This window comes from Streptomyces xanthochromogenes (assembly GCF_014650455.1).
Classification (GTDB): Bacteria; Actinomycetota; Actinomycetes; order Streptomycetales; family Streptomycetaceae; genus Streptomyces; species Streptomyces xanthochromogenes.
The window spans coordinates 122,299-147,744 of sequence record NZ_BMUZ01000011.1 but is presented as its reverse complement, the minus strand read 5'-3'; the positions used below and the strand labels follow the sequence as shown (position 1 = coordinate 147,744).

At 70.8% G+C, this 25,446-nt stretch carries 27 protein-coding genes; 13 read left to right on the top strand and 14 right to left on the bottom strand.

Going from position 1 to position 25,446, the window contains the following annotated elements:
• Positions 1-99 precede the first annotated feature (99 nt).
• Entirely contained in the window at positions 100-999 is a 900-nt protein-coding gene (locus IE267_RS27205; RefSeq protein ID WP_189765038.1) for a maleylpyruvate isomerase family mycothiol-dependent enzyme, read from the top strand.
• A 179-nt stretch (positions 1,000-1,178) separates the two neighbouring features.
• On the opposite strand, the gene IE267_RS27200 is transcribed toward IE267_RS27205, so the two are convergent.
• The 3 genes from IE267_RS27200 to IE267_RS27190 form a co-directional block, all read right to left on the bottom strand.
• Positions 1,179-1,352: a hypothetical protein gene (locus IE267_RS27200; RefSeq protein ID WP_167160202.1), complete on the bottom strand. Its 174-nt coding sequence runs from the start codon at positions 1,350-1,352 to the stop codon at positions 1,179-1,181.
• A 93-nt stretch (positions 1,353-1,445) separates the two neighbouring features.
• On the bottom strand, positions 1,446-1,853 hold the full coding sequence (locus IE267_RS27195) for a hypothetical protein (protein ID WP_167160204.1): 408 nt from the start codon (positions 1,851-1,853) through the stop codon (positions 1,446-1,448).
• A 475-nt stretch (positions 1,854-2,328) separates the two neighbouring features.
• Entirely contained in the window at positions 2,329-3,246 is a 918-nt protein-coding gene (locus tag IE267_RS27190; protein WP_161250901.1) for a MurR/RpiR family transcriptional regulator, read from the bottom strand.
• A 252-nt stretch (positions 3,247-3,498) separates the two neighbouring features.
• Here IE267_RS27190 and IE267_RS27185 point away from each other — a divergent pair, with 252 nt between their 5' ends.
• From IE267_RS27185 to IE267_RS27175, 3 genes are all read left to right on the top strand, one after another.
• Complete coding sequence (locus tag IE267_RS27185; RefSeq protein ID WP_189765037.1) at positions 3,499-3,951, top strand: hypothetical protein; 453 nt, start codon at positions 3,499-3,501, stop codon at positions 3,949-3,951.
• 98 nt (positions 3,952-4,049) lie between these two features.
• Positions 4,050-4,742: a DUF305 domain-containing protein gene (locus IE267_RS27180; RefSeq protein ID WP_189765036.1), complete on the top strand. Its 693-nt coding sequence runs from the start codon at positions 4,050-4,052 to the stop codon at positions 4,740-4,742.
• Positions 4,743-4,955: 213 nt separating this feature from the next.
• Positions 4,956-6,113 carry a permease gene (locus IE267_RS27175; RefSeq protein WP_189765035.1) on the top strand — a complete coding sequence of 386 codons (1,158 nt, stop codon included), beginning with the start codon at positions 4,956-4,958 and terminating at the stop codon, positions 6,111-6,113.
• Positions 6,114-6,180: 67 nt separating this feature from the next.
• Here IE267_RS27175 and IE267_RS27170 read toward each other — a convergent pair whose 3' ends face one another.
• On the bottom strand, positions 6,181-6,942 hold the full coding sequence (locus tag IE267_RS27170; protein ID WP_189765034.1) for an alpha/beta fold hydrolase: 762 nt from the start codon (positions 6,940-6,942) through the stop codon (positions 6,181-6,183).
• A gap of 62 nt (positions 6,943-7,004) precedes the next feature.
• On the opposite strand from IE267_RS27170, the gene IE267_RS27165 reads away from it, so the two are divergent.
• On the top strand, positions 7,005-7,430 hold the full coding sequence (locus IE267_RS27165; protein ID WP_167160213.1) for a MarR family winged helix-turn-helix transcriptional regulator: 426 nt from the start codon (positions 7,005-7,007) through the stop codon (positions 7,428-7,430).
• Between the two features lie 4 nt (positions 7,431-7,434).
• On the opposite strand, the gene IE267_RS27160 is transcribed toward IE267_RS27165, so the two are convergent.
• Complete coding sequence (locus tag IE267_RS27160) at positions 7,435-8,094, bottom strand: TetR/AcrR family transcriptional regulator (RefSeq protein WP_189765033.1); 660 nt, start codon at positions 8,092-8,094, stop codon at positions 7,435-7,437.
• A 113-nt stretch (positions 8,095-8,207) separates the two neighbouring features.
• Between IE267_RS27160 and IE267_RS27155 the strand changes: the two genes are divergently transcribed.
• Together IE267_RS27155 and IE267_RS27150 are read left to right on the top strand one after the other, a co-directional pair.
• The gene (locus tag IE267_RS27155) at positions 8,208-9,437 is read left to right on the top strand and encodes a cytochrome P450 (RefSeq protein ID WP_189765032.1); all 1,230 of its coding nucleotides are present in this window, start codon (positions 8,208-8,210) and stop codon (positions 9,435-9,437) included.
• A 20-nt stretch (positions 9,438-9,457) separates the two neighbouring features.
• Positions 9,458-9,649: a ferredoxin gene (locus IE267_RS27150; protein ID WP_167160217.1), complete on the top strand. Its 192-nt coding sequence runs from the start codon at positions 9,458-9,460 to the stop codon at positions 9,647-9,649.
• 254 nt (positions 9,650-9,903) lie between these two features.
• Here the strand turns inward: IE267_RS27150 and IE267_RS27145 are convergent, their stop codons facing one another.
• Positions 9,904-10,500, bottom strand: a complete 597-nt coding sequence (locus IE267_RS27145) for a TetR/AcrR family transcriptional regulator (RefSeq protein ID WP_167160219.1) — start codon at positions 10,498-10,500, stop codon at positions 9,904-9,906.
• Between the two features lie 109 nt (positions 10,501-10,609).
• Here IE267_RS27145 and IE267_RS27140 point away from each other — a divergent pair, with 109 nt between their 5' ends.
• Positions 10,610-11,800: a cytochrome P450 gene (locus tag IE267_RS27140; RefSeq protein ID WP_189765031.1), complete on the top strand. Its 1,191-nt coding sequence runs from the start codon at positions 10,610-10,612 to the stop codon at positions 11,798-11,800.
• A 5-nt stretch (positions 11,801-11,805) separates the two neighbouring features.
• Positions 11,806-12,024, top strand: coding sequence for a ferredoxin (locus tag IE267_RS27135; RefSeq protein WP_189765030.1), 219 nt, complete (start codon positions 11,806-11,808; stop codon positions 12,022-12,024).
• 64 nt (positions 12,025-12,088) lie between these two features.
• Here the strand turns inward: IE267_RS27135 and IE267_RS27130 are convergent, their stop codons facing one another.
• The 3 genes from IE267_RS27130 to IE267_RS27120 all read right to left on the bottom strand — a co-directional run bounded on the left by IE267_RS27130 (position 12,089) and on the right by IE267_RS27120 (position 14,826).
• Positions 12,089-12,709 carry an L-threonylcarbamoyladenylate synthase gene (locus tag IE267_RS27130; protein WP_189765029.1) on the bottom strand — a complete coding sequence of 207 codons (621 nt, stop codon included), beginning with the start codon at positions 12,707-12,709 and terminating at the stop codon, positions 12,089-12,091.
• A gap of 85 nt (positions 12,710-12,794) precedes the next feature.
• A complete protein-coding gene (locus IE267_RS27125) occupies positions 12,795-13,970 on the bottom strand; it encodes an alanine--tRNA ligase-related protein (protein ID WP_189765156.1) in 1,176 nt (391 codons plus the stop codon).
• A 340-nt stretch (positions 13,971-14,310) separates the two neighbouring features.
• Positions 14,311-14,826 carry a histidine kinase gene (locus IE267_RS27120; RefSeq protein ID WP_189765028.1) on the bottom strand — a complete coding sequence of 172 codons (516 nt, stop codon included), beginning with the start codon at positions 14,824-14,826 and terminating at the stop codon, positions 14,311-14,313.
• 177 nt (positions 14,827-15,003) lie between these two features.
• Here IE267_RS27120 and IE267_RS27115 point away from each other — a divergent pair, with 177 nt between their 5' ends.
• Positions 15,004-16,053, top strand: coding sequence for an aminoglycoside phosphotransferase family protein (locus IE267_RS27115; protein ID WP_189765027.1), 1,050 nt, complete (start codon positions 15,004-15,006; stop codon positions 16,051-16,053).
• Positions 16,054-16,111: 58 nt separating this feature from the next.
• On the opposite strand, the gene IE267_RS27110 is transcribed toward IE267_RS27115, so the two are convergent.
• Both IE267_RS27110 and IE267_RS27105 read right to left on the bottom strand, forming a co-directional pair.
• Entirely contained in the window at positions 16,112-17,839 is a 1,728-nt protein-coding gene (locus IE267_RS27110) for a TIGR03767 family metallophosphoesterase (RefSeq protein ID WP_189765026.1), read from the bottom strand.
• 405 nt (positions 17,840-18,244) lie between these two features.
• Complete coding sequence (locus IE267_RS27105; protein WP_189765025.1) at positions 18,245-18,637, bottom strand: SH3 domain-containing protein; 393 nt, start codon at positions 18,635-18,637, stop codon at positions 18,245-18,247.
• Positions 18,638-18,891: 254 nt separating this feature from the next.
• Here IE267_RS27105 and IE267_RS27100 point away from each other — a divergent pair, with 254 nt between their 5' ends.
• Entirely contained in the window at positions 18,892-19,575 is a 684-nt protein-coding gene (locus tag IE267_RS27100) for a peptidylprolyl isomerase (RefSeq protein WP_229861447.1), read from the top strand.
• Between the two features lie 97 nt (positions 19,576-19,672).
• Positions 19,673-19,936: a DUF6225 family protein gene (locus IE267_RS27095; RefSeq protein WP_189765023.1), complete on the top strand. Its 264-nt coding sequence runs from the start codon at positions 19,673-19,675 to the stop codon at positions 19,934-19,936.
• 109 nt (positions 19,937-20,045) lie between these two features.
• Here the strand turns inward: IE267_RS27095 and IE267_RS27090 are convergent, their stop codons facing one another.
• The 3 genes from IE267_RS27090 to IE267_RS27080 form a co-directional block, all read right to left on the bottom strand.
• Positions 20,046-21,020 (bottom strand): aldo/keto reductase, encoded by a 975-nt coding sequence (locus IE267_RS27090; protein ID WP_189765022.1) that lies wholly within the window; start codon positions 21,018-21,020, stop codon positions 20,046-20,048.
• A 111-nt stretch (positions 21,021-21,131) separates the two neighbouring features.
• Positions 21,132-22,241 (bottom strand): alpha/beta hydrolase, encoded by a 1,110-nt coding sequence (locus tag IE267_RS27085; RefSeq protein WP_167160238.1) that lies wholly within the window; start codon positions 22,239-22,241, stop codon positions 21,132-21,134.
• Positions 22,242-22,453: 212 nt separating this feature from the next.
• On the bottom strand, positions 22,454-24,337 hold the full coding sequence (locus IE267_RS27080; protein ID WP_189765021.1) for an ABC transporter ATP-binding protein: 1,884 nt from the start codon (positions 24,335-24,337) through the stop codon (positions 22,454-22,456).
• A gap of 200 nt (positions 24,338-24,537) precedes the next feature.
• Between IE267_RS27080 and IE267_RS27075 the strand changes: the two genes are divergently transcribed.
• The gene (locus IE267_RS27075) at positions 24,538-25,398 is read left to right on the top strand and encodes a JmjC domain-containing protein (RefSeq protein WP_229861446.1); all 861 of its coding nucleotides are present in this window, start codon (positions 24,538-24,540) and stop codon (positions 25,396-25,398) included.
• The last annotated feature ends 48 nt before the right edge of the window (positions 25,399-25,446 follow it).

Sequence of the window (25,446 nt, the reverse complement as noted above, 5' to 3'; positions counted from 1 at the left end):
ACACCCGAGTCGGCCCGCGTCCACTCCGGGCCGGGCCCCGGCGCACACTGGCGCCTAGGGCGCGAGCGCGCGAGAGCACGAACGGAAAGGTGCGACCACATGGACAGGCACGTGGACGGCAACAACGGCAACAACGGCAACACCGGCGACGGCAGCGGCAACGGGAGCCGGGGTGGCACTGCCGGGGACGGGGACGGGGCCGGACCGCGTCATGCGGCGCCCCACGGGCTCGCCCCCGCGATCCACTGTCGCGCTGTGCTGGCGGAGAGCGAGCGCTTCGTCGCGGCCGTCGAGGGCGCGAACCTCACGGCACCGGTGCCGAGCTGCCCCGGATGGACGCTCGTCGATCTGATCCGGCACACCGGAAGCGTGCAGCGCGCGTTCTCGGGACTGCTGCGCCTGCGGGTCCAGGAACGGCCCCTGACCCGGGACACCGTCCTCGACCTGCCGGCGGGCGACGACGGTTATCCGGCCTGGTTGACGGGCAGCGCACAGGTGGCGGGCCAGGTGTTCGCCGACACCGACCCGGACACCCCCATGTGGGTGTGGGGCGCCGACCCGCACGCTCGGTTCTGGATGCGGCGGATGCTGTTCGAAACGCTGATGCACCGAGTGGACGCGGAGCTCGCCGTCGGCCTCCGGCCAGTGATCGACCCGGCCCTCGCGGCCGACGGAGTGGACGAGTTCCTGGTCAACCTGCCCTTCGCCGCGTCGTTCGCCCCGAAGACCGCCGAGCTGCGCGGCAAGGACGAGACCATCCGCTTCCGCTGCACGGACCGGACGGACGAATGGCTCGTCCGTCTGCGTCCCGACGGTTTCGGCCTCGATCCGCACCCCGCCCACGCGGCCGGTACGGACGGAGCGGACGCCACTGTCGAGGGGGTGGCCGCCGATCTGCTCCTGTTCCTGTACGGACGCCTCGACCTCAGCGCCGATGCCGTCACGACCTCCGGGAACGACGACCTGCTCCAGCGCTGGGTGACGAACTCCGTCTTCTGAGGACCCCACAGCCGGTCACGCTGAACACGTCCCACCCTGCGGATGACGGATGACGGATGACGGATGACGGATGACGGATGACGTCAGACGGACAGCGTCGGGCGTGCCGCGAGCATTATCCAGAAGAGGCCCAACTGCCCGCACTGTGCGGGCAGTTGGGCAACCACAGGAGCGGGTGGCTAGTTGTGGCCGAACTTCCGGGACCGCTTGTGCGACACCTCCGGCGTCGAGTGCATGGTCGCCGACGAGACGGGAGTCTGCGTCTGCTCCTTGGCCTCGGTGGTGGTGGTCGTGGTCCGGTCATGGCCGCCGGTGCGTGCGCCCCGGTTCTGGCGGGTCTGTTTCTTGCTCATCGTGGTCGCCCCCTGCTGGGCAGGTCGGAGGTTGAGCCACTTCAACGCTCGCACGCACCCCGATAGATCGCATTCCGGGCCTTCGCCGACGGGTCACCGGCGCTGTGCGGCGGTCCTTCGGGGGGTGGGGCCGTCGTCCATGAGCGCCTCCATGACGAGGCGGACCCCGCGCGCGAGGCGGCCCAGCTGTTCGAGCTCCATCGCGTACATCCTGATGGTGTTCTCGATGACGGCCGGGGCCACGCCCAGGGTGGGCAGTTCGGCGCGACTGGTCTGGAGGGCCACGCGCACCGCGCGGATCTCGTGCTGCACCTGGATCTGTGCGTGCCGCGCCAGCAGGACGTGGTGGCGGACCAGGGGGGAGTAGCCGGCGTAACGGGCCGGCAGCAGGTCGCGCAGCCAACGGGTGGCGGTGCGCTCCCAGTCACGGCTCCCGGGCGATTTGACCTGACAGGGCCAGTCCGGGCTGAGGGAGGTGGTGGTGGGGGCGGTAGGGGACATTCTCGTCGCTTCCGATGGTTGTCGAACTCTGATCGAGAGGTGTGGGCGGCCCCGGCCCAGGGGTTGACCGAGGCCGCCAGGGGCGTGTCACCGGATCCGACGACCTGGATCGGACAGCCGGCGCGGCGTGAGGAGGGGGGCGCCACGCCGGTTGTTCGTTCTCGGAGGGACTGGGGTCGCTCTCCTTGGCAGGGGGAGATCGGTGGCCGCCACGGCTCAGTAAACATATATACCGTTGAGTAAACAAGGGTATGAAAAAATTCATGCCCCGTTACGGTGTGAAGATCTTGCGCGCCGCACCGGACGAATCCGGCCCCGGAGGAAGAAACGGAATAGTCGACTCAGCTGCGCTTGAAGGCCAGGTCGGGGACCCGCTGCGGACCGGCCGGGGGAGCTTGGAGGAGGCGTAGGGCCTTCCGGTGCCGGGCCGACGGGGAGATCGCGGCCGGGATGCGGTGCGGCCGAGGGGGACGGCTCAGAGGAAGAAGCCGTGCTTGTCGGCGGCCTGCTCGTACTCCTCAAGCCGCGCCTGGGTCCGCTCGGGATCGGCGTCGGCCATCGCCTGGAGGATGGCCGCGGCGAGCACGCCGGGGGCGGCGTACGAGTCGAACACGAGGCGCGAGCCGGTGCCCGCGGTCAGTGCCACATCGGCTTCGTCGACGAGCGGGCCGAGGGTGGTGTCCGTGACCAGCGCGATGCGCAGCCCGGCGCTGCGGGCCGTCCGCAGCGCGGAGAGGGTCTCCTTGGCGTGCCGGGGCATGGCGAAGGCCAGCACCCAGGTGCCGCCGGCCGAACGGGACTGCAACAGCGCGTCGTAGGCGACGCTGCCGCCGCGCGTCACCAGCCGTACGTCGGGGTGGATGCGCCGGGCCGCGTACGCGAAATACTCGGCGAGGGAGACGGAGATGCGCAGGCCCAGAACGGTCAGCGGAACCGAACGGGCCAGTTCGCTGCCGATCTCCAGGACCTGGGTCGTGTTGGCGACCAGGCGGCGCACGTTCTCCAGGTTCTCGATCTCGGCGTCCACCGCCGCCTGGAGCTCGTTGTGCTTGCTCTCCTCACGGCCCTCGGGGGTGCCCGCGACCGCGCTGAGGGCGAGCGGCTGGAGAACCTCGCGCAGCGCCGGATAGCCGCTGTAGCCGAGGGAGGAGGCGAACCGGGTCACGGACGGCTGGCTCACGCCGACCCGTTCCGCGAGTTCCGTGATCGAGAGGAACGCCGCGTCGGTGAGGTGGTCGATGAGGTACTGGGCGATGCGTCGCTGCCCGGGGGAGAGCCGGTGGCCGTCGAACAGTGCGCGGACCCGGTCCTTCGGGGCGCGTTCGTGGTCCGAAGGCTCCCCGCTCGGCGTGATCGCGGCCGACTGGGCGCGTACCTGCTGCCCCGATGACACCGGCGGGCCTCCTTCTCATGCCACGTGTGCTCAAAACATAGCTCACCCTTGTGGCGGACCAGCCCAAATTCCACCACTGACCTGGCTACTTCGGTGGGGTGACCGGGCAGGGGCGCCCACGTGGACGCGACGCGCGAGCCGCCCGCCGAGGTTCGCCCACGCCGGGGTGTGGTCGCCCGGGAGTAAACCCGGTGGGGGTATGGTCGGGCCGGAAGGCACGAGCCGTACGAGCGAGAGAAGGCCGGGGCGACCGTGGACGGCGGGCAGACGCGCAGGGTGGGGCTCTCGCGGCTCCTGGTGCTGTGTGCCCTGCTGTTCGGGCTCTTCTCCATGCACGGGGCGCCGGCGAGCGCGGCCACGGGCTGCCACGGCGACCTCGCCCCGGCGACGCCCATGGGCGCGCCGATGACTATGGGGCACACGGACATGTGGGGCGGGCACATGGCTGCGCATGCCGCCACCGTCGCCTCACGTGCGCACGCCGCCACCGTCGCCCCACCGATGAGTGGCGAGCTCTGTGTGTCCACGCCCGCCCGGGACCGCCTGCCGGCGGCCGCGGCCGGACTGTGCGCGCTGCTCGGACTGGTGGTCCTCCTGGTACGGGGGCTCGCCGGGCGTCGTACCACCGCACTCACGGCGGCACGGCGCGGACCACCGCTCAACGGCAGAGGTCTGCTCCTCCAGGTGTGCATCGCACGGACGTGACAGGCACTTTCGGCCCGGCCCCCGGCCGGACCGACGACGTGTCCTGTTCGTTCGCGCGCCCCAGCAGGGGCGCGACCACCTGGAAAGAACACCATTCGATGTCTGTCACCCACTCCTTCGCCGCCCGCCGCCCCGCCCTCGCGGCTGTCGGCGCCGTCGCCGCCCTCGCGTTCGCGCTGGCGGGCTGCGGTTCCTCCAACGGCTCCGAGCCCGACGGCTCGGTCATGTCCGGCATGAACCATGGACCGAGCAACGCCGCGTCCCCCAACTCCCCGTCCTCCCAAGCCTCGTCCGGCTCCGGCGCCTTCAACGACGCGGACGTGACGTTCGCGCAGCAGATGATCCCACACCACCAGCAGGCCCTGGAGATGGCTCGGCTCGCCGACGGCCGCGCCGCCGACCCCGAGGTCAAGGGCCTGGCCTCCACGATCCAGAAGGCTCAGGATCCGGAGATCGCCACGATGAAGGGCTGGCTCAGGACGTGGGGCAAGCCCCTGCCGTCGGCCTCCTCGTCGATGGGAGACATGCCCGGGATGCACCACGGCACGTCCGGCACGGCCGGGATGATGACCGACGAGGACATGGCCGCCCTCAAATCCGCCAAGGGCAGGGACTTCGACAAGAGGTTCGCCCAGCTGATGATCGGTCACCACCAGGGCGCGGTCACCATGGCCAAGGACGAGCAGAACAACGGGACCAACCCCGATGCGAAGAAGCTCGCGGGCAATGTCATCGCGGCGCAGAATGCCGAGATCGAGCAGATGAACAAGATCGTCGAGCGGCTCCGATAGCTCCATCGAGCCAATGACCCATGGGGGAGCGGCGGTTCCGGTCCTGCCACAACCGGTCCTGCGACAAGGTGACGCAGGACCGGAACCCTGCCCCCCCGTCCACTGCGCTGCACGACCCTTAGCCGTACCCGTACCCGTACCCGTCTCCGTATCCCCACCCGTTTTCCGCTGTGCGCCCCGAGTCCGCCCGCGTCCGTCCAGGGAAGGCACGCCATGGATGCCGTACTGCACGCCCTGCGCATCACCGGTTCGATGACCTGGGAGATCACCTGGGTCCTGATCCTGGGCTTCGCCCTGTCCGCCGTCGTGCAGGCGGTGGTGCGCAAGTCCACGGTCGTCGCCCTGCTCGGCGACGACCGGCCCCGCACCCTCGCACTCGCCGCGGGTCTGGGCGCGGCTTCCTCCTCCTGTTCGTACGCCGCCGTCGCGCTGGCCCGTTCGCTCTTCCGCAAGGGGGCCCACTTCACCGCCGCGATGGCCTTCGAGATCGCCTCGACGAACCTCGTCGTCGAACTCGGCGTGATTCTGGCCCTGTTGATGGGCTGGCAGTTCACGGCGGCCGAGTTCGTGGGCGGACCCGTGATGATCGTGCTGCTCGCCGTGCTCTTCCGGCTCCTCCTGCGCGATCGGCTGCTCGGCCAGGCGCGCGAGCAGGCAGGGCGCGGTCTGGCCGGGTCGATGGAGGGGCACGCCGCGATGGACATGTCCGTGCGGAAGGAGGGCTCGTTCTCCGCGCGGCTGTTCTCCGCCGAAGGCTTCACCTCCACCGCGCACGTCTTCGTCATGGAATGGGCGGCGATCCTGCGCGACCTCGTCGTCGGACTGCTCATCGCGGGTGCGATCGCCGCATGGGTGCCTGATTCCTTCTGGCGTACGTTCTTCTTCGACGGGCACCCGTTGGCGTCCCGGCTCTGGGGGCCGTTGATCGGCCCGCTCGTAGCCATCGCCTCGTTCGTCTGCTCCATCGGCAATGTGCCGCTAGCGGTGGTCCTCTGGAAGGGCGGCATCAGCTTCGGCGGGGTGGTCGCGTTCATCTTCGCGGACCTGTTGATCCTGCCGATCCTCTCCATCTACCGGAAGTACTACGGCCTCCGCATGGCCGCTTTCCTTCTCGGCACGTTCTACGGGGCGATGGTGGTCGCGGGCTATGTGGTCGAGTTCGTCTTCGGGGGTCTCGGCCTCGTGCCCGACCGGGGCTCGGCGACCATCCCGATGGAGGGTGTGGCCTGGAACTACACGACGTGGCTCAACATGGTGTTCCTGGTGCTCGCCGGCGCCCTTCTCGTGCGCTTCTTCCGGACCGGCGGGAGGGGGATGCTGCGCATGATGGGTGGTGCGCCCGGAGGCGACGACCCGGACCTGCGCGACTAGGCCCTGCCTGGTCGGTCGTGCGACGCGCCACCGGGAAGTCCGGCGACGCATCCGCAGGCCCCACGCCCTACCGGGCGACCGTCTCGGTAGCGAATGCGTCCAGCAGGGCGAAGGTGCGCTCCGGCTGTTCCAAATGGGGCAGGTGGCCGGCCTGAGGCACCGTCACATAGCGGGCGTTCGCGAACGCCGCGGCGTAGGCCGAGCCGTAGGCGGGCGTCACGATGCGATCGGCCTCCCCCCACAGTACGAGCGTCGGTACGGTGACATCCGCCAGCCGGGCCCGCAGGGTCGGGTCCGCCATCGCGGGGCCGCCGGAGATGACGCGCAGGACTGCCATGTTGGCGGCCATGGCCGCACGCCGTTCGGCCGGCAGGTCCTCCGGAGCTACATGGAACCGCTCCGGGTCGTAGTACGCGTAGGTGGCGACACCCTTGGCGTCCAGGGCGAAGAAGTCGCGTACCGGCTCCTCCTCGACCTCGATGCCGACCGCGTCCACCAGCGCGAGCCGGCCGATCAGTCCCTCCGTGTCGGCGGCCGCCATCTCCGCGGCGACCCAGCCCCCGAGCGAGGACCCCACGACCAGGGTGTCGGACAGACCTCGGTCGTGCAGGAGCCGGAGGTAGCGGGCCGCGAGGTCGGCCACACTGGCGATGTCGGCCGGACGCGACGTGCCGTTCCAGCCCGGATGGGTGGGAAGCAGAGTGGGCGATGACGCGGCGAAGTGCTCGGCGACGGGGGCGACCGTGACGGGGCCGCCGCCACCGTGCAGGACGAGGACGGGGCGGCCGGTGGCAGGCCCGGATATGGCGAGCGCGAGTTCGGAAGTCATGCCCCGACTGTAACTAAAGATATTTAGCTAAGCAAGCTTAGTTGCCATGCTAGTCTGGCGGCATGGCCGTTGACCTGCAGACCCTGGGAAAGGCCGTGAAGGCCGCCCAGTACCGACAGCACCGCTCCCTCGACACGCGCCTCGCGTCCATCGGCAGCACGCTGGCCCAGTGGGACGCCCTGCGCGCGATCGACAACGCGCCGGGGGCCAGCGCGCGGGAACTGGCCGCGACGACCTTCCAGAGCGAGCAGGCGTTCGGCACGCTCGCGGGCCGTCTCGTGGCGCAGGGGCTGGTGGACCGGCGCAAGGGGCACGGCCGGCGCATCGAGCACCACCTCACGGCCGAGGGGAAGCGGGTGCTGCGCGCGGGGCACGAGGTGGCCGACTCCGTGCTCGCGGAGTGCTTCGAAGGGCTGACGGCGGCGGACCGGGTATCACTGCTCGGTCTGCTGCACAAACTCGCAGCCCGGCCGGACGGCGACGGCTGACGCTCTAGCCGGAGCCGGAGCCGGAGCCGGAGCCGGAGCCGGGGGCCGGGTTGAGGACCAGGGGCAGGTAGATGTCGTCGACGACGTCCACGATGAACTCGTCCGGCACGGGGGCGCCGAACAGCAGGAACTGATTGCGCAACAGATCGGTCGCGACCGTGGCGCGCCGGGAGGTGAGGACCCAGGGCTCGACCTCGCCGCGCTCCACGGCTCGCTCCAGGACGACGTGGACCATCGACGGGCGCACCGTGTGGACGCGTTCCCGAATCAATTCGGCCAGTTCGGGGTCGCGGGTCATCTCCCCGAGCAGCCCCCGCATGATCCCGCCGAGCGGGCTCGCCATGGTGATCGCCATGTGGCGGAGCAGGGCCAGTGTGTCGCCGCGCAGCTCGCCCGTGTCCGGCAGGTCGACGTCGGAAATCTTGCCCAACTTGCAGGCGTCCAGGACGAGTTGGGCCCGGCTCGGCCAGCGGCGGTAGACAGCTGCCTTGCCGGTGCGGGCCCGGGCGGCGACGCGCTCCATGGTCAGTGCGGCGTAGCCCGTCTCGGCGAGCTCGTCCAAGGTGGCCTGCAGAATGGCCCGTTCCAGTTCCTCACCGCGGCGGCGCGGACCTTTGCGGTGGTCAACGGCCGGTTCGGTGGCCGGGCCGGCGCTGCTGGGCACCCATGCCTCCCGGGTGTGTCCGATTGGGGCCGTTGCGTTCTCCAGGGGGGACAGCCTAGCCTCTCATTTAGAGAACTGACCGTTCTTTAACGTCTGAGGTTTCGAGGGATTCGATGACCGACACGACCGAGACGACCGCAACATTGCAGACGGCCGAGGCTCCCGCCTTCCCGGCCGATCGAACCTGCCCCTACCAACTGCCGCATGAATACAGCAAGTTGAGGGACCAGCCGGACGCGCTGACCCCGGTGACCCTGTTCGACGGACGGCGGGCCTGGGTGGTCACCAAGCACGAGACCGCGCGCAGGTTGCTCGCGGACCCCCGGCTCTCCTCCGATCGCAACCACACCGATTTTCCCGCCACTTCACCGCGCTTCGAGGCCATCCGGTCGGGTCGCCCCGCCTTCATCGGCATGGACCCGCCCGAGCACGGCCCCCGCCGGCGGATGACGATCAGCGAATTCACCGTGAAGCGCATCAAGGGCATGCGCCCGGGCATCGAGCGCATCGTGAACGGCTTCATCGACGAGATGCTCGCCGGTGGCCCGCCCGCCGACCTGGTCAGTCAGTTCGCGCTGCCCGTTCCCTCCATGGTGATCTGCGAACTGCTCGGCATCCCGTACGCCGACCACGACTTCTTCCAGGATGCGAGCAGGCGCCTCGTGCAGTCCCTGGACGTGGACAGTGCCGTCACGGCCCGCGAGGACCTCAACGGCTATCTGGACGGGCTCATCACCAAGATGCAGGACAAGCCCGGGTCCGGACTCCTGAACACCTTGGTGACACGGCAGTTGGCGGCCGGCGAGATCGACCGCGAGGAACTGGTCTCCACCGCACTGCTGTTGCTCGTCGCCGGTCACGAGACCACGGCCTCGATGACCTCGCTCAGCGTGATCACCCTTCTCGAACACCCCGACCAGCACGCCGCGTTGAGGGCCGACCCCGCCCTGGTGCCCGGTGCGGTGGAGGAGCTGCTTCGCTACCTCGCCATCGCCGACATCGCGGGAGGCCGGGTGGCCACGGCCGACATCGATGTCGACGGGCAGATCATCCGTGCGGGCGAGGGCGTGATCGTCACCAACTCCATTGCCAACCGCGACGGTTCGGTGTTCGAGAACCCGGACAGCCTCGATGTGCACCGCTCGGCACGCCATCACCTCTCCTTCGGGTACGGAGTGCACCAGTGCCTCGGCCAGAACCTGGCCCGCCTCGAACTCGAAGTCATCCTCACCACGCTGTTCGACCGTATTCCGACCCTGCGCCTTGCCGTACCCGTGGAGCGGCTCACGCTGCGGCCGGGCACGACGATCCAGGGCGTCAACGAACTCCCCGTAACCTGGTGACCGGGGTGGAAGGAGTCCCCATGCGGGTGTCCGCCGACCGGGAGGTGTGCGTCGGCGCCGGGTTGTGCGCGCTCACCGCCCCCGCCGTTTTCGACCAGGACGACGACGGCCTCGTCGACGTCCTCACGCCTGACCCCGACCGGGCCCAGCAGCCCGCCGCCCGCCAGGCGGTCAACCTCTGCCCCTCCGGCGCGGTCCGCATCACCGAATAGACCCGGCGCCCTGCCGGGCCCGGCATCCACAGGACCAGCGCCCATGGGTTCAGCGCCGGTAGCCCCGTCCCGGCCCCTCCTTGCCGGAGTCGTATGTGCGGCTCCGGCAAGCGCGTGCCGGAGCCCGAAGGCCGGCGCCGGAGCCCGGGTCGGAGCTGGGGTCGGAGCTGGGGTCGTGTCGGGCGGCTCCCCCCCCGAAGCGTCCAGGTGGAGTCCCTCCACCGAACGGCCGCTCAATACAAGCCAGTTGACGCCTACGGCGCCTCCCGATCCGCGTCCGACCACAGGTGGTCGAGGGTGTCGACCACGAGGCGGCAGACCGTGTCCGGGTCCGCGCTCGCCAGGGGCTCGCGCGCGACCACCGTCCGCATGAGCCCGATCCCGAGCAGCCAAGCCATGGCCAGATCGGCGCGCAGGGCGCCGTCCTTCGCGCCGGAGAGCTCGGCCAGTGCGCGCTGATAGCGCTCGCCCAGCTCACGCAGGGTCCCGGACGCGTCGTCGCCCCGGCCGATGGACCGCAGATAGACCTCCAGCGACCGGTCGGCCGTCCCTGCGGTGCTGCTCGTCAGCATCGAGCGCAGCGCGGTCTCGAAGAGTTCCTCGGGCGCGGTGGCGCGAAACTGCTCCAGGCCGCCCTGCGCGACGACCTCCGTCAACAGGCCCTGCTTGGAGCCGAAGTACCGGAACAGCAAAGCCTGGTTGGCGCCCGCCCGTTCGGCGATCTCGCGGACCGTCGCCCCTTCGTAACCGCGTTCCGCGAACAGATCGCGCGCCGCGTCGAGCAGCCGTCGGCGGGTGGCCGCGGCGTCGCGGCGACGCTCGCCGACGGGTGATTCGGGGGCTTCTGCCATGGGAGGTCCTCTCAGACGGCCCGTCAGGATAACGGCCACAATGCGCCGTTGACCGACTCGGGGGGCGCCCCTACCGTTGTAAGCAGCTGCTTACATCCGGGAGGCCGCAGTGACGACAGCCGACACCACACCCCTCGCCTATCCCTTCAACACCGCCGACGGGCTCCAGCTCGCCGAGGAGTACGAGCGCGTACGCGAACTGCCGGGTCTGTTACGCGTCCAGCTGCCGTACGGCGAGTCCGCCTGGCTCGTCACGCGTTACGCGGACGCCCGGCTCGTCCTGGGTGACCAGCGCTTCAGCCGGGCCGCCGGCGCCGAGCACGACGAGCCGCGCCAGTCCGAGGGGCGCACCAACAGCGGCATCCTCGGCATGGACCCGCCCGACCACACCCGCCTGCGGTCCCTGGTGGCGCGGGCGTTCACCGTCCGCCAGGTGGAGAAGCTCCGCCCGCAGGTCCGCGAGCTCACCGCGAGCCTGTTGGACGACATGGAGGCGAGCGGAGCACCCGCCGACCTCGTCGACTCCTACGCGCTGCCCCTGCCGGTCGCGGTGATCTGCCGACTGCTCGGCGTGCCCACCGAGGACCGCCCGCGCTTTCGGGTGTGGAGCGACGCGGCCCTGTCCACCAGCTCGCTCACGGCCGCCGAGTTCGAGGCCAATCGTGAAGAACTGCGTTCCTACATGGGCGAGTTGATCGCCCTGCACCGCCAGGAACCGCAGGACGACCTGATGACCGCCCTCATCGAGGCGCGCGACGGCGGCGACCGCCTGACCGAACTGGAACTCGTCGACCTGTGCGTGGCGGTCCTGGTGGCCGGGCACGAGACCACCGCCTCCCAGATCCCCAACTTCACCCTCACCCTGCTCGACCACCCCGACCAGCTCGCCCGGCTCAGGGAGCAACCGGAGCTGATCGCCAACGCCGTGGAGGAGCTGCTGCGCTTCGTGCCGCTGGGCAGTGGCGCCGGGCAGGCGCGGTACGCGACCGAGGACGTCGAGGTCGGCGGCACCCTGGTACGGGCCGGCAGCCCGGTCCTGGTCGCGACGGGCGCCGCCAATCGCGACGCGCTGCGCTTCAGCGGCCCCGGCGTGCTCGACATCGCTCGCGAGGGCAACCAGCATCTCGGTTTCGGCCACGGAGTCCACCACTGCCTGGGCGCCCCGCTGGCCCGGCTCGAACTCCAGGAGGCGCTGAGTGCGCTCATCACGCGCTTCCCGGGCCTGAAGCTGGCCGGCGACATCACCTGGAAGACCGAGATGCTCGTCCGCGGGCCGCGCGTGATGCCGGTCGCGTGGTGACCGCCATGACCTGGACCGTACGCGTGGACCCCCAGCTCTGCCTGGCCTCGGGCATGTGTGCCGGGGCCGCCCCCGATGTCTTCGCGCTCGACACCGAGCACGCACGGGTGCTGCCGGAGGCGGTCGAGCCGGACGAGCGCATCCTGGACGTCGCCGACGCCTGCCCCGCGCAGGCGATCACCGTGCACGACGGAAGAACGGTCATCGGCCCCCGCCGGGACTGACCCGGGTCACGACCCGTACCCGGGCCTGGCGGGCATCCCCGCCGGGCCCGGGCGGGCGCGGCGGTTACTCGAAGCGCGAGGTGTCGCCCGCCCCCCGGCGCACGATCTCCGCCTCGCCCCCCGAGAAGTCGATGACGGTCGTCGGCTCGGTGCCGCAGTCGCCCGAGTCCAGTACCGCGTCCACCATGTGGTCGAGGCGCTCCTTGATCTCCCAGCCCTGCGTCATCGGCTCGGCCTCGTCGGGCAGCAGCAGCGTGCTGGAGAGCAGCGGCTCCCCGAGCTCGGCGAGCAGGGCCTGGACCACGGCGTGATCGGGAATCCGCACCCCCACCGTCTTCTTCTTCGGGTGCAGCAGTTGCCGCGGCACCTCCCTCGTCGCGGGCAGGATGAACGTGTAACTGCCGGGCGTGGCCGCCTTGATGGCGCGGAACACGTCATTGTCGATCTGTACGAACTGGCCCAGCTGCGCAAAGTTCTCGCACACCAGGGTGAAGTGGTGGCGGTCGTCCAGATCGCGGATCGACCGGATCCGGTTGATGCCGTCACGACTGCCCAGCTGGCACCCCAACGCGTAGCAGGAGTCCGTCGGGTACGCGACGAGCGCACCGGAACGGATGCTGTCGGCCACGTTGCTGATGGTGCGCCGCTGAGGGTTGTCGGGGTGCACGTCGAAGTACTTTGCCATCCGCCGAGTCTACGGTCCGTGCCCGCGGCCGCCCGGCTCCGACGGTTCGCAGGTGCCGCCGCGCTGCCCCGCCCGCGCCGCGGCATCAGCTCCGCAGGCCGGTGCGCAGGCCGAGCACGAGGTCGCGGGGCAGCCCGTACGTGTCGTGGAGATGGCCGAAGTCGTCCTCGCCGAGCGGTCCGGAGAAACGGGGTTGGGACAGGACGCGCCGACCCCGTTCGAGGAGCCCGGTGAAGCGCCGCTCCTCATCGAGGAGCACGTCGCGAAGCCGGCCGGTCGGCTCGTTCTGGCCGAAGTGGTCCAGCGTGTGGCCGATCAGTTCTTCGGGCAGATCGCCGAGCGTGCGGGACGGATCGACCCGCCACAGACAGGTGAGCACCCGCCGCACCAGGCGGCGCAGCACGTATCCGCGGCCGGTGTTGGACGGCTGCACTCCGTCGCCGATGACGACAATGCAGGACCGCAGATGGTCACAGACCAGGCGCAGCGACCGCACGTCGAGATCCCACAGCGGGGGCACCGAGCGCATCCACGGCTCGAACAGGTCCGTCTCGAAGACCGACTCCTTGCCCTGGAGGACGGCAACGAGCCGCTCCAGGCCGAGGCCCGTGTCGATGTTCTGCTGGGGCAGGGAGTCCAGGGTGCCGTCCTCGCCGCACCGGTGGCGCATCATCACGTGGTTCCACACCTCGACCCAGCGCTCGTCCCGGGTGGGGGTGGACCGTGGCGGGGTGTCGCCGGTCCACACGAAGATCTCCGAGTCCGGTCCACAGGGACCGGTGGGGCCGTTGGACCACCAGTTCTCTTTGCCGGTCAGCTCGACCGGCACGCCGATTTCCTGCCAGGTGCGCAGGGACTCGTGGTCCGGGCCCGAGCGCTCGTCGCCGCCGAAGACCGTGACGTACAGCAGCCCCGGATCGACGCCGAAGCCGTCCACCAGCAGGTCGTAGCCCCAGCTCAGGCTCTGTGAGCCGGTGTAGTCGCCGAGCGACCAGGTGCCGAGCATCTCGAAGACCGTCAGGTGGGTGTCGTCGCCGACCTCCTCCAGATCGGTGGTGCGAAGACAGCGCTGCACATTGACCAGACGGCGGCCGAGGGGATGGGGGCGGCCCTCCAGATAGGGGGTGAGGGGATGCATGCCGGAGGTGGTGAACAGGACGGAGTCACCGGGTGGCGGCAGCAGGGACGAGCCCGTGATGCGGCGGTGGCCGAGCTGCTCGAAGTACTCGACGAAGGTGCGCAGGACGTGCTCGGAGTTCATGACCGGGTTCATGACGACGGTTCCTTTGGCTGCGGGGCTGCCGGAAAGGGACCACGAGCGCGGGGTGACGAACGGGAAACCTGGTCGATCCACACCGGCGGGCCGTTTCCGGTCGCCGGGGGAAGGGGAGTGAGGTCAGGCGGCGGCAACCGGCGAGCTGGTCGCTCGCGCGGTCGTGACGCTGCTGCGGTGGATGACCTTCATGTCACCGAGGGTACGGGCGGAAGATCCGGCCCGCATCCGGTTTTCGCCCCGGGGCCGGGGGACGCCCCCCCCCAGGTTCGAGGCCGACCCGCCCGCGTCGATGACGTCGGCCGCGCCAGGCAGGAGGGCGTGCGGCTCAAGCCCTGCCGGTGCCGTCCGGCTCGTGCTTCCCCGCCGCCCGCTCCGCGGCCTCGACCTCTGCGGTCAGCTCCTTCGCGGACAGGCGTTGCAGCGTGCCGCCGTGCCGCCGGGCCAGGTCGTCGGCGGGCTCCTGCGAGGACTCGTGCAGGTCGACGACCAGCATCGCGGTGCCGTCCTCAACCCTGCTGCTCAGCACGATGAGACCGGCACCGTCCTCCAGGATCTGCCGGTTCTCCGCGGCGTTCGCCAGGGTGGCTCCGGCCGCGCTGCCGAGCAGCACACCGATCGGACCGCCGATCAGCCCCAGGAGACCGCCGACCAGGCCGCCGCCGACCGTGGGCACCCCGGCGCCCCGCACATGGTTGTCCGGCACGTCGAGCAGGCCGTCGGCCGAGCGTTCCAGGACGGCCGCCTGGCGCAGCCCCGGCAGGTCGGCCGCCTCCTCGAAGGCCGCTCTGCACCGCGCCGGATCGGTGAACGAGATCAGCAGAACATGGTGGGTGTCCGCCATCGCAGGTGTGCTCCCTCATCGTGTGACGCACGGCTCCGGACTCTCCCAGTGGACCGCCGGCCCGGCCACCCCGCCAGGCGGGACGGCCGTCGGGGCTCCGGGCGTGTGCGCGACGGGGGTCGCGTCCGCCGGGCCCGGGACATCGGCCCGCCGCACGGGTCTGGCACGATCCGGTGCATGGATACGCCACTGAAATTCGGGGACGTGTTACGGACCAGGCTCGGGGCGCCCACGGACGTCCGCTCCCTGAGCAGCAGTCCGCGCTCGCAGGTGTGGCGCGTGGAACTGCCGGACACGGCGGGGGACGGCCTCCGCCCGGCCGTGGTGAAGCACCTCGTCGACGGCCCCGGCGCCGACGAGCGGTACGCACGCGAGGTGGCGGCCCTCGGGATCGCGGCCCGGGCCCAAGTCCCGGTCGTACCAAGGCTGTTGGCCACCGACTCCGAGCAGCGGGTGCTGGTCCTCGACCATCTCGACCACCGCACCCCGGCGCCCGACTGGATCGTCCCGTACGCCGAGGCCCTGGCCCGGCTGCATGCCACGGCAGGGCCGCGGGACGCCGGTCTGCTGCCCAGGTGGCAGGGTCCCGGCACGGCAGACATCGCCTCCTTCCTCGCGTTCGCCGTGACGCTCGGAGCGGTTGTCCCAGGCGGTGCGTCCGGCGAACTCGAAGCGCTCGTGCGTCGTCTTGACCGGGCCCCGGGCCACGCCCTGCTCCACGGGGACCCCTGCCCCGGGAACGACCTCCACACCGTCGAGGGGGTCAGGTTCGTCGACTTCGAGCAGGCGTCACTGGGCAGCGGCGTGATGGAGCTGGCCTACCTGCGCATCGGCTTTCCCACCTGCTGGTGTGTCACCTCCGCCGCCGAGCCGCTGCTCGCCCGGGCGGAGGCCGCCTACCGTGCGGCCTGGCGTGCCGCCACCGGCTCGGAGCTGGAGGAGGACCGGCTCGTCGACGCGTGCGCCGGATGGCTGATCCGCGGTGACGCGCTGGTCCAGCGCGCGCACCGCGACGGCACCGACCACCTGGCCCGCGTCCCGGACGAGGACTGGACGTGGGGCACGGCGAGCGCCCGGCAGCGGCTCGTCCACCGGCTCGGTGTCGTCGGCGGACTGACCGCCGGTGACTCCCGACTCGGCGCGGTGCACGCGCTGACGGTGAGCATGCGCGACCGCATGCTCACCCGCTGGCCCGCACTCCTGCCCGTACCGACGCGCCGGCCCTGACGCGGGGGAGCGGTCGGCCGGGAGGAGCACGCCGTCCCCCGGCCCTGTCGGGCTGCCGCTACTTGCCCGGGTGGGCCAGCAGCAGCTCGGTGTTGTGGTCCGCCGAGGAGCCGAGCTTGGCGGAGGGGGTGGCGTAGGGGTCGTTGTAGGACAGCTCGCGGTAGAGCGCCGCGAGGCCCCGGTCGGACGTGTCGCCGAAGTCCGTCGTGTAGGGCGCGTCGGATTCGATCAGCGTGGTGAACAGCGACAGGGTGCCGTCACCGTTGTCCGCGATCTCGACGACCCGGGCATGCTGCGGATAGTCGATGTGGGACGCGGTGTTGATCTCCCAGAAGGCCCGCTCGGGGACCGCGTGGCCGTGCGGGGTGATCCGGTTCTCGTGGGTGTGGCCGTTCACCCACGCCACCACGTTCGGATAGCGCTGGAGCAGCGCGACCAGGGCGTTGCCGTCGTGCCGCCCCTCGAACGGGTGGTACGGGTCCGGCAGCAGGTTGCCCATGGTGGTGCTGGTGTGATGGCTGAACAGGACGATGAGCGAGTCGCTCGAACCGCCGCGCACCACATGTCCGTCCGTGTCGTACCAGCGGCTGCTGTGCGACTTGAGGACCGACTCCAGCCAGTTGAGCTGGGCCGTGCCGATCGAACCGTCCGCGAAACCGGCCCTGTTGGTGGTGTCGAGGCTGACACCCAGCACCCCGCCCGCGAGCGGGAACGTGTAGTACAGGTGCCCGCTGCTCGCCGCGTCCGAGGTGAAGCCGTGCCCGACCGGACCCGCGCCCGTGTAGGCCGGGTTCAGATGTGCCTTGGCGAACTCGGCCGGGGTGAAGGGGCGCCGGCGCTCGTCCGGGGTCACCTTGCGGATCGCGCCGCCGTTCCCGAGCAACTGGGCGAGCAGGAGCGCGGCTTGGGCCGGATTGTGCTGCAAGGCGTAGGCGAGCTTCGCAGCGGTCGCGTCGTCGCAGCCCTCGATCTTCCGGTCACCCGTGTACAGGTCGCCCAGGAGTCCGAGGTCCGGCAGGGTGCCCTCGATGCTGTCGTCGTGGTTGCCGACGGTCGTGTACCAGGGAATGCCGAGACCCGGAGCGTTGAAGGGCCGGCCCGCACCCGAGAGGAACCCGGGGATCTGCGGGAGTCCCTTGGCCTTGTAGGAGTCCTGGAAGGACAGCTCCGGGTTCCAGTACTGGGCGCTGCCGGAGTTCTGCACGCCCTCGTAGCGGGAGACGTCGCCACTGCTCGGGGTGATCCGGCCGCCGCTCATGACCGTCAAGTACCAGTCCAGCTCGATGAGTTCGTGGTTGTCGGTGTTGTCGCCGGTGGCCATCACCATGCCGAACGGCAGCCCCGTGTACGGTCCCTGGCGCACCGAGTTGACCCGTTCGACCAGCGAGGAGGCGCCGCGCACGGTGAGGGCCTCCTGCGGGCGGTGCGCGCTGTCGTTGTACTGGGCCAGGTACTCGAACCGCACCGGCGACTCGGTGTCGGCCAGGTGCAGGTCGGTGAACTGCACGAAGGAGGCGAGTCCGGTCCGGCGGTCGTCCCGCCCGGTGCTCCCCGCGGCCAGCTCGCCCCGGACCACCAGCGGCCACCCCGGCCCCGCCACGAGCCGCTTGTACGGCCCGGTGCCGACGGGCGTCGCGGCCTGCTCCAGGGTGGTCCCGCGGACCTGTACAGCTCGCGCGGCGGTGGCGGCCAGCGCCCGGTCCTGCGCTGCCATCGACCACAGGGCCGCTCCCGCGGCCGCGCCGGACATCCTGGAAACGAACTGACGGCGGCTCATCCCGCGCATGGGTATCCCCCTGGTGGCACTGGCAGTTGGCGGCACGGCAGTCCTCGGGCACGACCGCGCGGCCACACACTACTGGCGGGTATTCGTATGTACAGGGGCCGGGAGGAAACTTGAGGGAAACAAAAGGGCATCAGGGCCACGGCGTCGGGGCGGGCGCCCGCGAGGCCCTCCGGTCGCGCGGACGGTGCGCAGCGACGCGCCCCGGGCGACGCGGCGATCAGGGCCGGGATCGACGCGTCGATCCGGGCCGGGAAAAGGGGATGGGGCGTCAACGGGCGCCGTTCGAACGGCCGTTGACACCCCGGAACCATTCCACCCCGTAACGAGCCACACCGGTCGGAGTCGGATCGGCCGGAGTCGGATGCTCCTGACCGGATCACTCGCGGTGTACCCGCTCGCCGCGGATCACTTGCAGTACGGGACCGCCGCCAGGTTCTGGACGTAACGGGCGGTGACCCAGCCGGGCTTGCCCGCACCGAGCTTGTACCAGACCTTGTTGCCGTCCACGTTCTGGGCGACCTTCTTGCACTGCAGGGCGACGACCGAGCCCTGGGGCAGCAGGTTCAGCCGCTTGGAGGTGGTGGTGGCGTCTTGGTGGACCCACAGGCCGCCGTTGGCGACGACCTTGCCCTTGGGCTCGGCCACCGCCGGTGCGGCGGGCGCCGCCTGCCGGCCCGAGGCGCCGACCGGAGTCGGGTCCGCCGCCGAGGCCCCGCCCGCGGTGAGCAGGATTCCCGATCCGGCGAGTACCGCCACCGCGCTCGCGGCGACCATCCTGCGCATGCCAGACACGTACACGCTGTTCCCCTTTCGTTCCTTTTGGGATGTGCGCCCTGTAAGAGCGCCCCTCGTGCCGATCCGTTCCGCTCGGACGGGGGAACTTCTGCGATCCGTACGGCAGTTGATGTGCCGATCGGATGAACGGAGGCGGCGCCGAGGGACGCGCGAGGGCGGCCGGGGCGGGTGATGGCGCCGGGTGGCATGGTGTGCGGGCGGCTGGGCAGGATGAGGCGGCCATGCCAACGTCGGTCTCGCCGGAAGGAAGCCCTCAAGTGCTCCGTAGAAAAGGTGCGTTGCTCGCCGCCGTCGTCCTGATCCCGCTCGCCACGGCGACCCAGGCGGGCGCCGCCGCCCCGGCACCGCACGCGGACGCCAAGGCCCCGGTGCCCGCAGCCACCGCCTGCGCCTACACCAAGGCCGTACCCGCCGACAACTACAAGGGGATACCGGACTTCGACCCGGTCAGGGCCGCCAGGCCGTTCAGCGCCACCCTGCGCACCAGCCAGGGCGCCATCACCGTCAAGGCGCTGACCGACAAGGCTCCGTGCACCACCAACTCCTTCCGGTTCCTCGCCGAGAAGCGCTACTTCAACGGCTCGCACTGCCACCGGCTCACCACCGCCCGCCTGTACGTCCTGCAGTGCGGCGACCCGACCGGCACCGGCAGTGGTGGCCCCGGCTACTCCTTCCCGGACGAGAACCTCACGGGCGCCACCTATCCGGCCGGGACGGTGGCGATGGCCAACGCGGGCCCGAACACCAACGGCAGCCAGTTCTTCTTCGTCTGGAAGGACACCAAGCTCTCGCCCGCCTACACGCCCTTCGGCCGGGTCACCTCCGGGCTCGACGTGCTGAAGAAGATCGCGGCGGGCGGCGAGGACGACCAGAACGGCCCCGGCGACGGCTATCCGACACTGCCGGTGAACATCAACCGCGTGCAGATCAAGAAGGGCTGACCGGGACGGGCCCGTCCGGATAGGCCAAGCGATGGCTGTTGGCGCTCCGCTGGCGGGGGAGCGCGGGGCGGGGCGGGGGCGCGGCTACTCTCCGCCCATGACGGACACCTTTGACCACGCCCCGCAGGTATGGACGGCGGGCCGCCTGCGGCAGGCCCTCGCCGATCTCTCCGACGACACCCCCATCCACATCGCCGTCGCGGACGGGCCCGGCGACTTCGAGGGCTACAGCGAGTACGCCCTGGTCGATCTGGAGCCCGTGGAGAAGGAATTCGGCGACGAGGCGGCACCCGGGACCGAGGTCGAGTACACGCTGTTCGCCGACTACAAGGCCGGCCAGTACCACGTCGACCTGGTCTGAGCCGGCGCCCCGCCCGGCCCACCGGCCGTGCGGGGCAGGCGGGTTCCCCACCGCCTGCCCCGCACGGCCTCGGAGGGGCCTCGCGCAGCCGCGTTGCCCCCAGCAGCACTCACGAGTAGAAGTTGCGCTGCCAGCGGTGCTTCGCCAGCACGGCGAGCTGCTCGGCGGTCAGGGTGCGCCCGTCGCTCAGGGCGGTGTTGCGCTCCACGTTGCGCACGCTGCGCATGCCCGGGATGACGGTGGACACCGCCGGGGAACTCAGCACGAAACGCAGCGCCGTCTCCGCGATCTCGTCCGGCGCGATGCCGAGATCGGCGACGATCGCGGCGACCCGTCGCTCGACCTGTGCGGGGCGGTCGCCCTTGAAGTAGCGGTGTCGCCAGTCGCCCTGGGGGAACGTCGTGTCGGCCCTGATGCTGCCGGTGAGACCGCCCTCGTCGAGCGCGACCCGCACGACGACTCCCACCCCGTGCTCCTCGCACGCCGGAAACAGTTCGTCGGTGGGGGACTGGTCGAAGACGTTGAAGATGACCTGCACACTGTCCACGGCGCCGCTGCGGACGAGGGCCAGTGCGGTGTCGGGCCGGTGGTCGTTGACGGAGACGCCGAACAGGCCGATCGTGCCCTCCCGCTTGAGGTCGTCGATGGTCTCCAGCCAGTCGCCGCGGCCGACCCAGTCGTCGCTCCACACATGGAACTGCAGCAGGTCGAAACGCTCCAGTCCGCTCGCGCGCAGACTGGTCTCCAGGCTTTCCCGGATGTGGGAGCCGGGGAAGGCCCGCGCGGGGTCGATGCCGCTGGGCGCGGGCCACACACCGTTCTTCGGGGGCACCTTGGTCGCCACACGCACCGTGTCCCCGGAGCCCGCGGCGCGCTCGCGCACGACCCGGCCCACGATGCGCTCGCTCTCGCCGTAGCCGCGCGCGGTGTCGATGAAGTTCACGCCGAGGTCGATGGCCCGGTGCAGGGCGCGTACCGACTCGTCCTCGGTGGCACCCACCCAACTGGACTCGCCGATGCCCCACGCGCCGTAACCGATCTCGGACACGGACAGCCCACTGCGTCCCAGTTCGCGGTACCGCACAGTCGTCCTCCACGTCGTCGTCCTCGTCCGGCCGGGCCGAGCCGTCGGCCGGAAATCATGCTGACGATAAGCGAGTTGGGCGCGCGGGGCAGCCGAGTTTCGTGCGGCCGGTCACCCGGCGAGGCGGGCGCTCAGCCATTCGAGAGAGGGCGGGATCTCGCGGAGCCAGGTGTTGAAGTTGTGGCCGCCGGAGTCGAGCGTGATCGAGGAGACCTGGGCGGGCTTCTTCACCTTCGTGATGAACTTCCGGGTCTCCTTCAGGTTGCTCTCGCCCTGCCGGGAGGTGGTGACCAGGAAGGAGGACTTGCCCTGGGGCAGGTGGTCGAGGCTCCACAGCAGGTCGGAACGGTTCTCCTCGCGCTTGTTGCCGTGGAAGAGGTCCCCGGACTGGAGGTCGACGTCCGGCTTGTAGTCGGCGGAGAGCCCGACTCCGGCCGCGTACGCCTCCGGGTGGTGCAGGGCGATCTTCAGGGCGCAGTAGCCGCCCGTCGAGTCGCCGATGAAGCCCCAGTTCCGCGGTTTCGTGCCGACCCGGTAGGTACCGGAGACAGCCTTGCGCAGATCGTCGGCGAAGAACGTCTCGGTCTGTGGGCCGCCGGGAATGTCGATGCACTGGGTGTTGCGGGGCGGAGCGACGGTCGGCCGCATCATCACCAGGATCATCGGCTGGGTCTTCTTCTGCTTGGACAGGGTCCACGCCGTCTTCGGGTAGTGCAGCCCCTTGATGAGGTTCTCGGCCGTGCCGGGAAAGCCGGTCAGGACCACCGTGACGGGGAAGCTCCGCGTCTCGTACCCCTTCTGGAAGTACTCCGGCGGCAGATAGACATAGGCCGGAGTCACTATCCGGGACCGCTCTCCCTGGACGGAGACCTTCTGCACCTCGCCGCCGATGCTGGGCTTCCCGGCGCCGGGGACGTCCACCTTCTGCTTGCCCTCGACCTTCACCCCGGGGCTCGCGGCCGCCTGTGCGCCGAGCACCCCGACACCGTCCTGCTGTCCGAACAGGTCCGCCCACGAGCCGTAGAAGAGGAACGTCTTGTTGGCGGCGAGCCCGACGGCGGAGAAGAGCAGCAGCTGGACCGCGCACATCAGGCCCACCCGCCCGAGGACCGGCTGCCACCCCCGCCCCGAGAGCCGGGGCCACTGCCATACGACGACGAGGGACAGCAGCACCGTGCAGAGCACGGCCGATGCCAGAACGGTGGTACTTGTCAGCCCCATGGATCAAGAACACTCTCTGCAAACGGTCTGCCCGGACGCGGCGCCCGGCGACCACCGTCCAGCCGCACCGCCTCCAGGGGTGCGCACCGGACTAGACCGTGATCGGAGGTGATCCGTTCCCTTGCGACCCGGTGTTTCCGGCCGCGACCCCACGGCAGCCGGTCCGGCGGCGCCCCGGGGCGGCGGGTCCGGCCCGGGAGACCGCCCCTGCGTCAGCCGAGGGCGGGCGCACCGCCCGGGCGCTCGAACTGGGTGCGGTACAACTCCTCGTAGCGGCCGCCGAGTCGGAGCAGTTCGTCATGCGTGCCCCGCTCCGCGATCCGGCCGTCCTCCACGACCAGAATCAGGTCGGCGGAGCGCACCGTGGACAGCCGGTGGGCGATCACCACCGCGGTGCGGCCCTCCAGCGCCTCGCCGAGCGCCTCCTGCACGGACGCCTCGGAGGTGTTGTCGAGATGGGCGGTCGCCTCGTCCAGGATGACCACCCGCTGGCGGGCCAGGAGCAGACGGGCGATGGTCAACCGCTGGCGCTCACCGCCCGAGAGGCGGTAGCCGCGCTCGCCGACCACCGTGTCCAACCCGTCGGGCAGGGACGCGACCAGACCGTCCAGGCGGGCCCGGCGCAACGCCTCCCAGAGGTGCTCCTCGTCGGCATCCGGGCGGGCCAGCGTCAAGTTGGCGCGGACCGACTCGTGGAAGAGGTGCCCGTCCTGGGTGACCATGCCGATCGTGTCCCGGATCGAGTCGGCGGTCAGGTCCCGTACGTCGATGCCGCCGAGCCGGACCGTGCCCGCGTCGACGTCGTAGAGGCGCGGCAGGAGCTGGGCCACCGTCGACTTGCCGGCGCCCGAAGACCCGACCAGGGCGACCATCTGGCCCGGCTCGGCCCGGAAGGAGACGCCGTGCAGCACCTCGGTGCCGCCCCGGGTGTCCAGGCTGGAGACCTCTTCGAGCGAGGCGAGGGAGACCTTGTCGGCGGCCGGGTAGCCGAACCGTACGTCGTGGAACTCCACGGACACCGGCCCCGCGGGCACCGCCCGGGCCTCGGGCTTCTCCGCGACGAGCGGCTTCAGGTCGAGCACCTCGAAGACCCGCTCGAAGCTGACGAGCGCGCTCATCACCTCCACCCGCGCCCCGGCCAGCGAGGTGAGCGGCGCGTACAGGCGGGTGAGGAGCAGGGCGAGCGAGACGACCGCGCCCGCTTCGAGGGTGCCGCGCAGCGCGTAGTAACCGCCGAGGCCGTAGACCAGGGCGAGCGCGAGGGCCGACACCAGGGTGAGGGCCGTGATGAACGCGGACTGCGCCATCGCCGTACGCACGCCGATGTCCCGCACCCGGCCGGCCCGTGCGGCGAACTCGGCGGACTCCTCGGCGGGCCGCCCGAACAGCTTGATCAGGGTCGCGCCGGGCGCCGAGAACCGCTCGGTCATGCGGGTGCCCATGGCGGCGTTGTGCTCGGCGGCCTCGCGCTGGAGCCGCGCCATTCTGGTGCCCATGCGCCGCGCGGGCAGCACGAACACGGGCAGCAGGACGAGCGCGAGCAGGGTGATCTGCCAGGAGATGCCCAGCATCACCGCGAGCGTGAGCAGCAGCGTGACCAGGTTGCTGACCACGCCGGACAGCGTGTTGCTGAAGGCGCGTTGGGCGCCGATCACATCGTTGTTGAGGCGGCTGACGAGTGCGCCGGTGCGGGTCCGCGTGAAGAACGCCACCGGCATCCGCTGCACATGGTCGAAGACCGCCGTCCGCAGATCGAGGATCAGCCCCTCGCCCAGCGTCGACGAAAGCCACCGGCTCGCGATGCCGAGGGCCGCTTCGGCGAGTGCGATCGCGGCGATGTACAGGGCGAGCCGGGTGACGGTCCCGCTCTCCTTGCCGGCCACGATCGTGTCCACGACCCGCCCGGCGAGCAGCGGCGTCGCCACCGCGAGCAGTGCCGTGGCGACGCTCAGGACCAGGAAGAGGACGATCCGGCGTCGGTGGGGGCGGGCGAAGGCGCCGATGCGGCGCAGCGTGGCCCGGTTGAAGGGCCGCTTGTCCTGCTGGGCGTTCATGACGTTGTGGAGCTGCGTCCACGCGGTGGCTTCCATACTCATGCGAGGAACGTACGACCTCCACCGTGCTTGAGGTCAACGATCGGGTGCGACGCATCCGCCGACCCGTCAATGATCTCCCGGGCAGCTCCCGCGACTTCGCGACCGCCTACGCTGCCCGATCGTCCCGGGGCATATGCGTGATCGCTCCCGTAGGTTCGGCTGAGGGCGGCGCCGGACCGCCCCCGACCTGGGGAGAGACGATGCGTTGGGGAGTGCTTGACCGCCTGCTGGGCGAGCCCGGGTCGTTCTTCGAGACGTGCCGCCTGGGCCGGCCGCGTGTGTTCACGCCTCCATTCCTGCCTCAAGAGGTGCCCACACTACGGGAGTTGACGGGAGCGCTCGGCGGCGGTCTGATGCGCACGCCGTACGTCGAGCTGGTGCGGGAGAGCGAGGTCGTACCGGCGGCGGAGCTCGGTGCCGCCGCCGGTACGGCCCACGGGGCCGAGGAAGGCTTCGCCGATCCGGAACGGATCATGCATCTGCTCGCGGAGGGGGCCACGCTCCTGCTGCCCCGACTCGGCCGGTGGAACGCCTCGGCCGGCGCCCTGACGGCCCTCCTCTCCCAGGACCTGGGCCGCGAGACGGAGGCGTTCTGCTTCGCGACGACGGTGGGGCGCCGGGGCCGCGATGTGCACTGCGACGACGCCGATGTCCTCGTCGTACAGCTCGCCGGCCGCAAGGAGTGGACGGTGTACGAGGCCCCGGCCCACGGCGATGTACGTCATGGCGCGGTCCGGACTCCGGCTGCGCCCGCCCTGTGCACCGTCATCGGTGCGGGTGACGTCCTGTACGTACCGCGCGGCGCCCCGCACCGCGCCACCGGCGAGGACGGCCTCTCCGCCCACCTCGCCCTCACCATCCGCGAGGCGGCAAGACCGGCGCCGGATCCCACGCCGGGACCGATCGCCGAAGCCGAACTCCTCGCCACAGCAAGGGAGTTGCTGGCGAGTGCGCGGGCGAGAGTGGACACGCGCGCCCATGAGGGGCCCCTCGCCCGGACGGGCGGATCGCCGCAGTCGGGGGCGAGGGGGATTCCGGCCGACTGGCCGGCCGCGGACTGACCTGCCGCGGACCGAGCGGGGATCGCGCCGGAGTCGATGCGGCCGTGT

What these genes read in the sequence shown, in the direction of transcription:
- IE267_RS27205 (WP_189765038.1), top strand. Translation starts at nt 100, where the DNA reads ATGGACAGGCACGTGGACGGCAACAACGGCAACAACGGCAACACCGGC.
- IE267_RS27200 (WP_167160202.1), bottom strand. Translation starts at nt 1,352, where the DNA reads ATGAGCAAGAAACAGACCCGCCAGAACCGGGGCGCACGCACCGGCGGC.
- IE267_RS27195 (WP_167160204.1), bottom strand. Translation starts at nt 1,853, where the DNA reads ATGTCCCCTACCGCCCCCACCACCACCTCCCTCAGCCCGGACTGGCCC.
- IE267_RS27180 (WP_189765036.1), top strand. Translation starts at nt 4,050, where the DNA reads ATGTCTGTCACCCACTCCTTCGCCGCCCGCCGCCCCGCCCTCGCGGCT.
- IE267_RS27175 (WP_189765035.1), top strand. Translation starts at nt 4,956, where the DNA reads ATGGATGCCGTACTGCACGCCCTGCGCATCACCGGTTCGATGACCTGG.
- IE267_RS27170 (WP_189765034.1), bottom strand. Translation starts at nt 6,942, where the DNA reads ATGACTTCCGAACTCGCGCTCGCCATATCCGGGCCTGCCACCGGCCGC.
- IE267_RS27165 (WP_167160213.1), top strand. Translation starts at nt 7,005, where the DNA reads ATGGCCGTTGACCTGCAGACCCTGGGAAAGGCCGTGAAGGCCGCCCAG.
- IE267_RS27155 (WP_189765032.1), top strand. Translation starts at nt 8,208, where the DNA reads ATGACCGACACGACCGAGACGACCGCAACATTGCAGACGGCCGAGGCT.
- IE267_RS27150 (WP_167160217.1), top strand. Translation starts at nt 9,458, where the DNA reads ATGCGGGTGTCCGCCGACCGGGAGGTGTGCGTCGGCGCCGGGTTGTGC.
- IE267_RS27145 (WP_167160219.1), bottom strand. Translation starts at nt 10,500, where the DNA reads ATGGCAGAAGCCCCCGAATCACCCGTCGGCGAGCGTCGCCGCGACGCC.
- IE267_RS27135 (WP_189765030.1), top strand. Translation starts at nt 11,806, where the DNA reads ATGACCTGGACCGTACGCGTGGACCCCCAGCTCTGCCTGGCCTCGGGC.
- IE267_RS27130 (WP_189765029.1), bottom strand. Translation starts at nt 12,709, where the DNA reads ATGGCAAAGTACTTCGACGTGCACCCCGACAACCCTCAGCGGCGCACC.
- IE267_RS27125 (WP_189765156.1), bottom strand. Translation starts at nt 13,970, where the DNA reads ATGAACTCCGAGCACGTCCTGCGCACCTTCGTCGAGTACTTCGAGCAG.
- IE267_RS27120 (WP_189765028.1), bottom strand. Translation starts at nt 14,826, where the DNA reads ATGGCGGACACCCACCATGTTCTGCTGATCTCGTTCACCGATCCGGCG.
- IE267_RS27115 (WP_189765027.1), top strand. Translation starts at nt 15,004, where the DNA reads ATGGATACGCCACTGAAATTCGGGGACGTGTTACGGACCAGGCTCGGG.
- IE267_RS27110 (WP_189765026.1), bottom strand. Translation starts at nt 17,839, where the DNA reads ATGCGCGGGATGAGCCGCCGTCAGTTCGTTTCCAGGATGTCCGGCGCG.
- IE267_RS27095 (WP_189765023.1), top strand. Translation starts at nt 19,673, where the DNA reads ATGACGGACACCTTTGACCACGCCCCGCAGGTATGGACGGCGGGCCGC.
- IE267_RS27085 (WP_167160238.1), bottom strand. Translation starts at nt 22,241, where the DNA reads ATGGGGCTGACAAGTACCACCGTTCTGGCATCGGCCGTGCTCTGCACG.
- IE267_RS27080 (WP_189765021.1), bottom strand. Translation starts at nt 24,337, where the DNA reads ATGAGTATGGAAGCCACCGCGTGGACGCAGCTCCACAACGTCATGAAC.
- IE267_RS27075 (WP_229861446.1), top strand. Translation starts at nt 24,538, where the DNA reads ATGCGTTGGGGAGTGCTTGACCGCCTGCTGGGCGAGCCCGGGTCGTTC.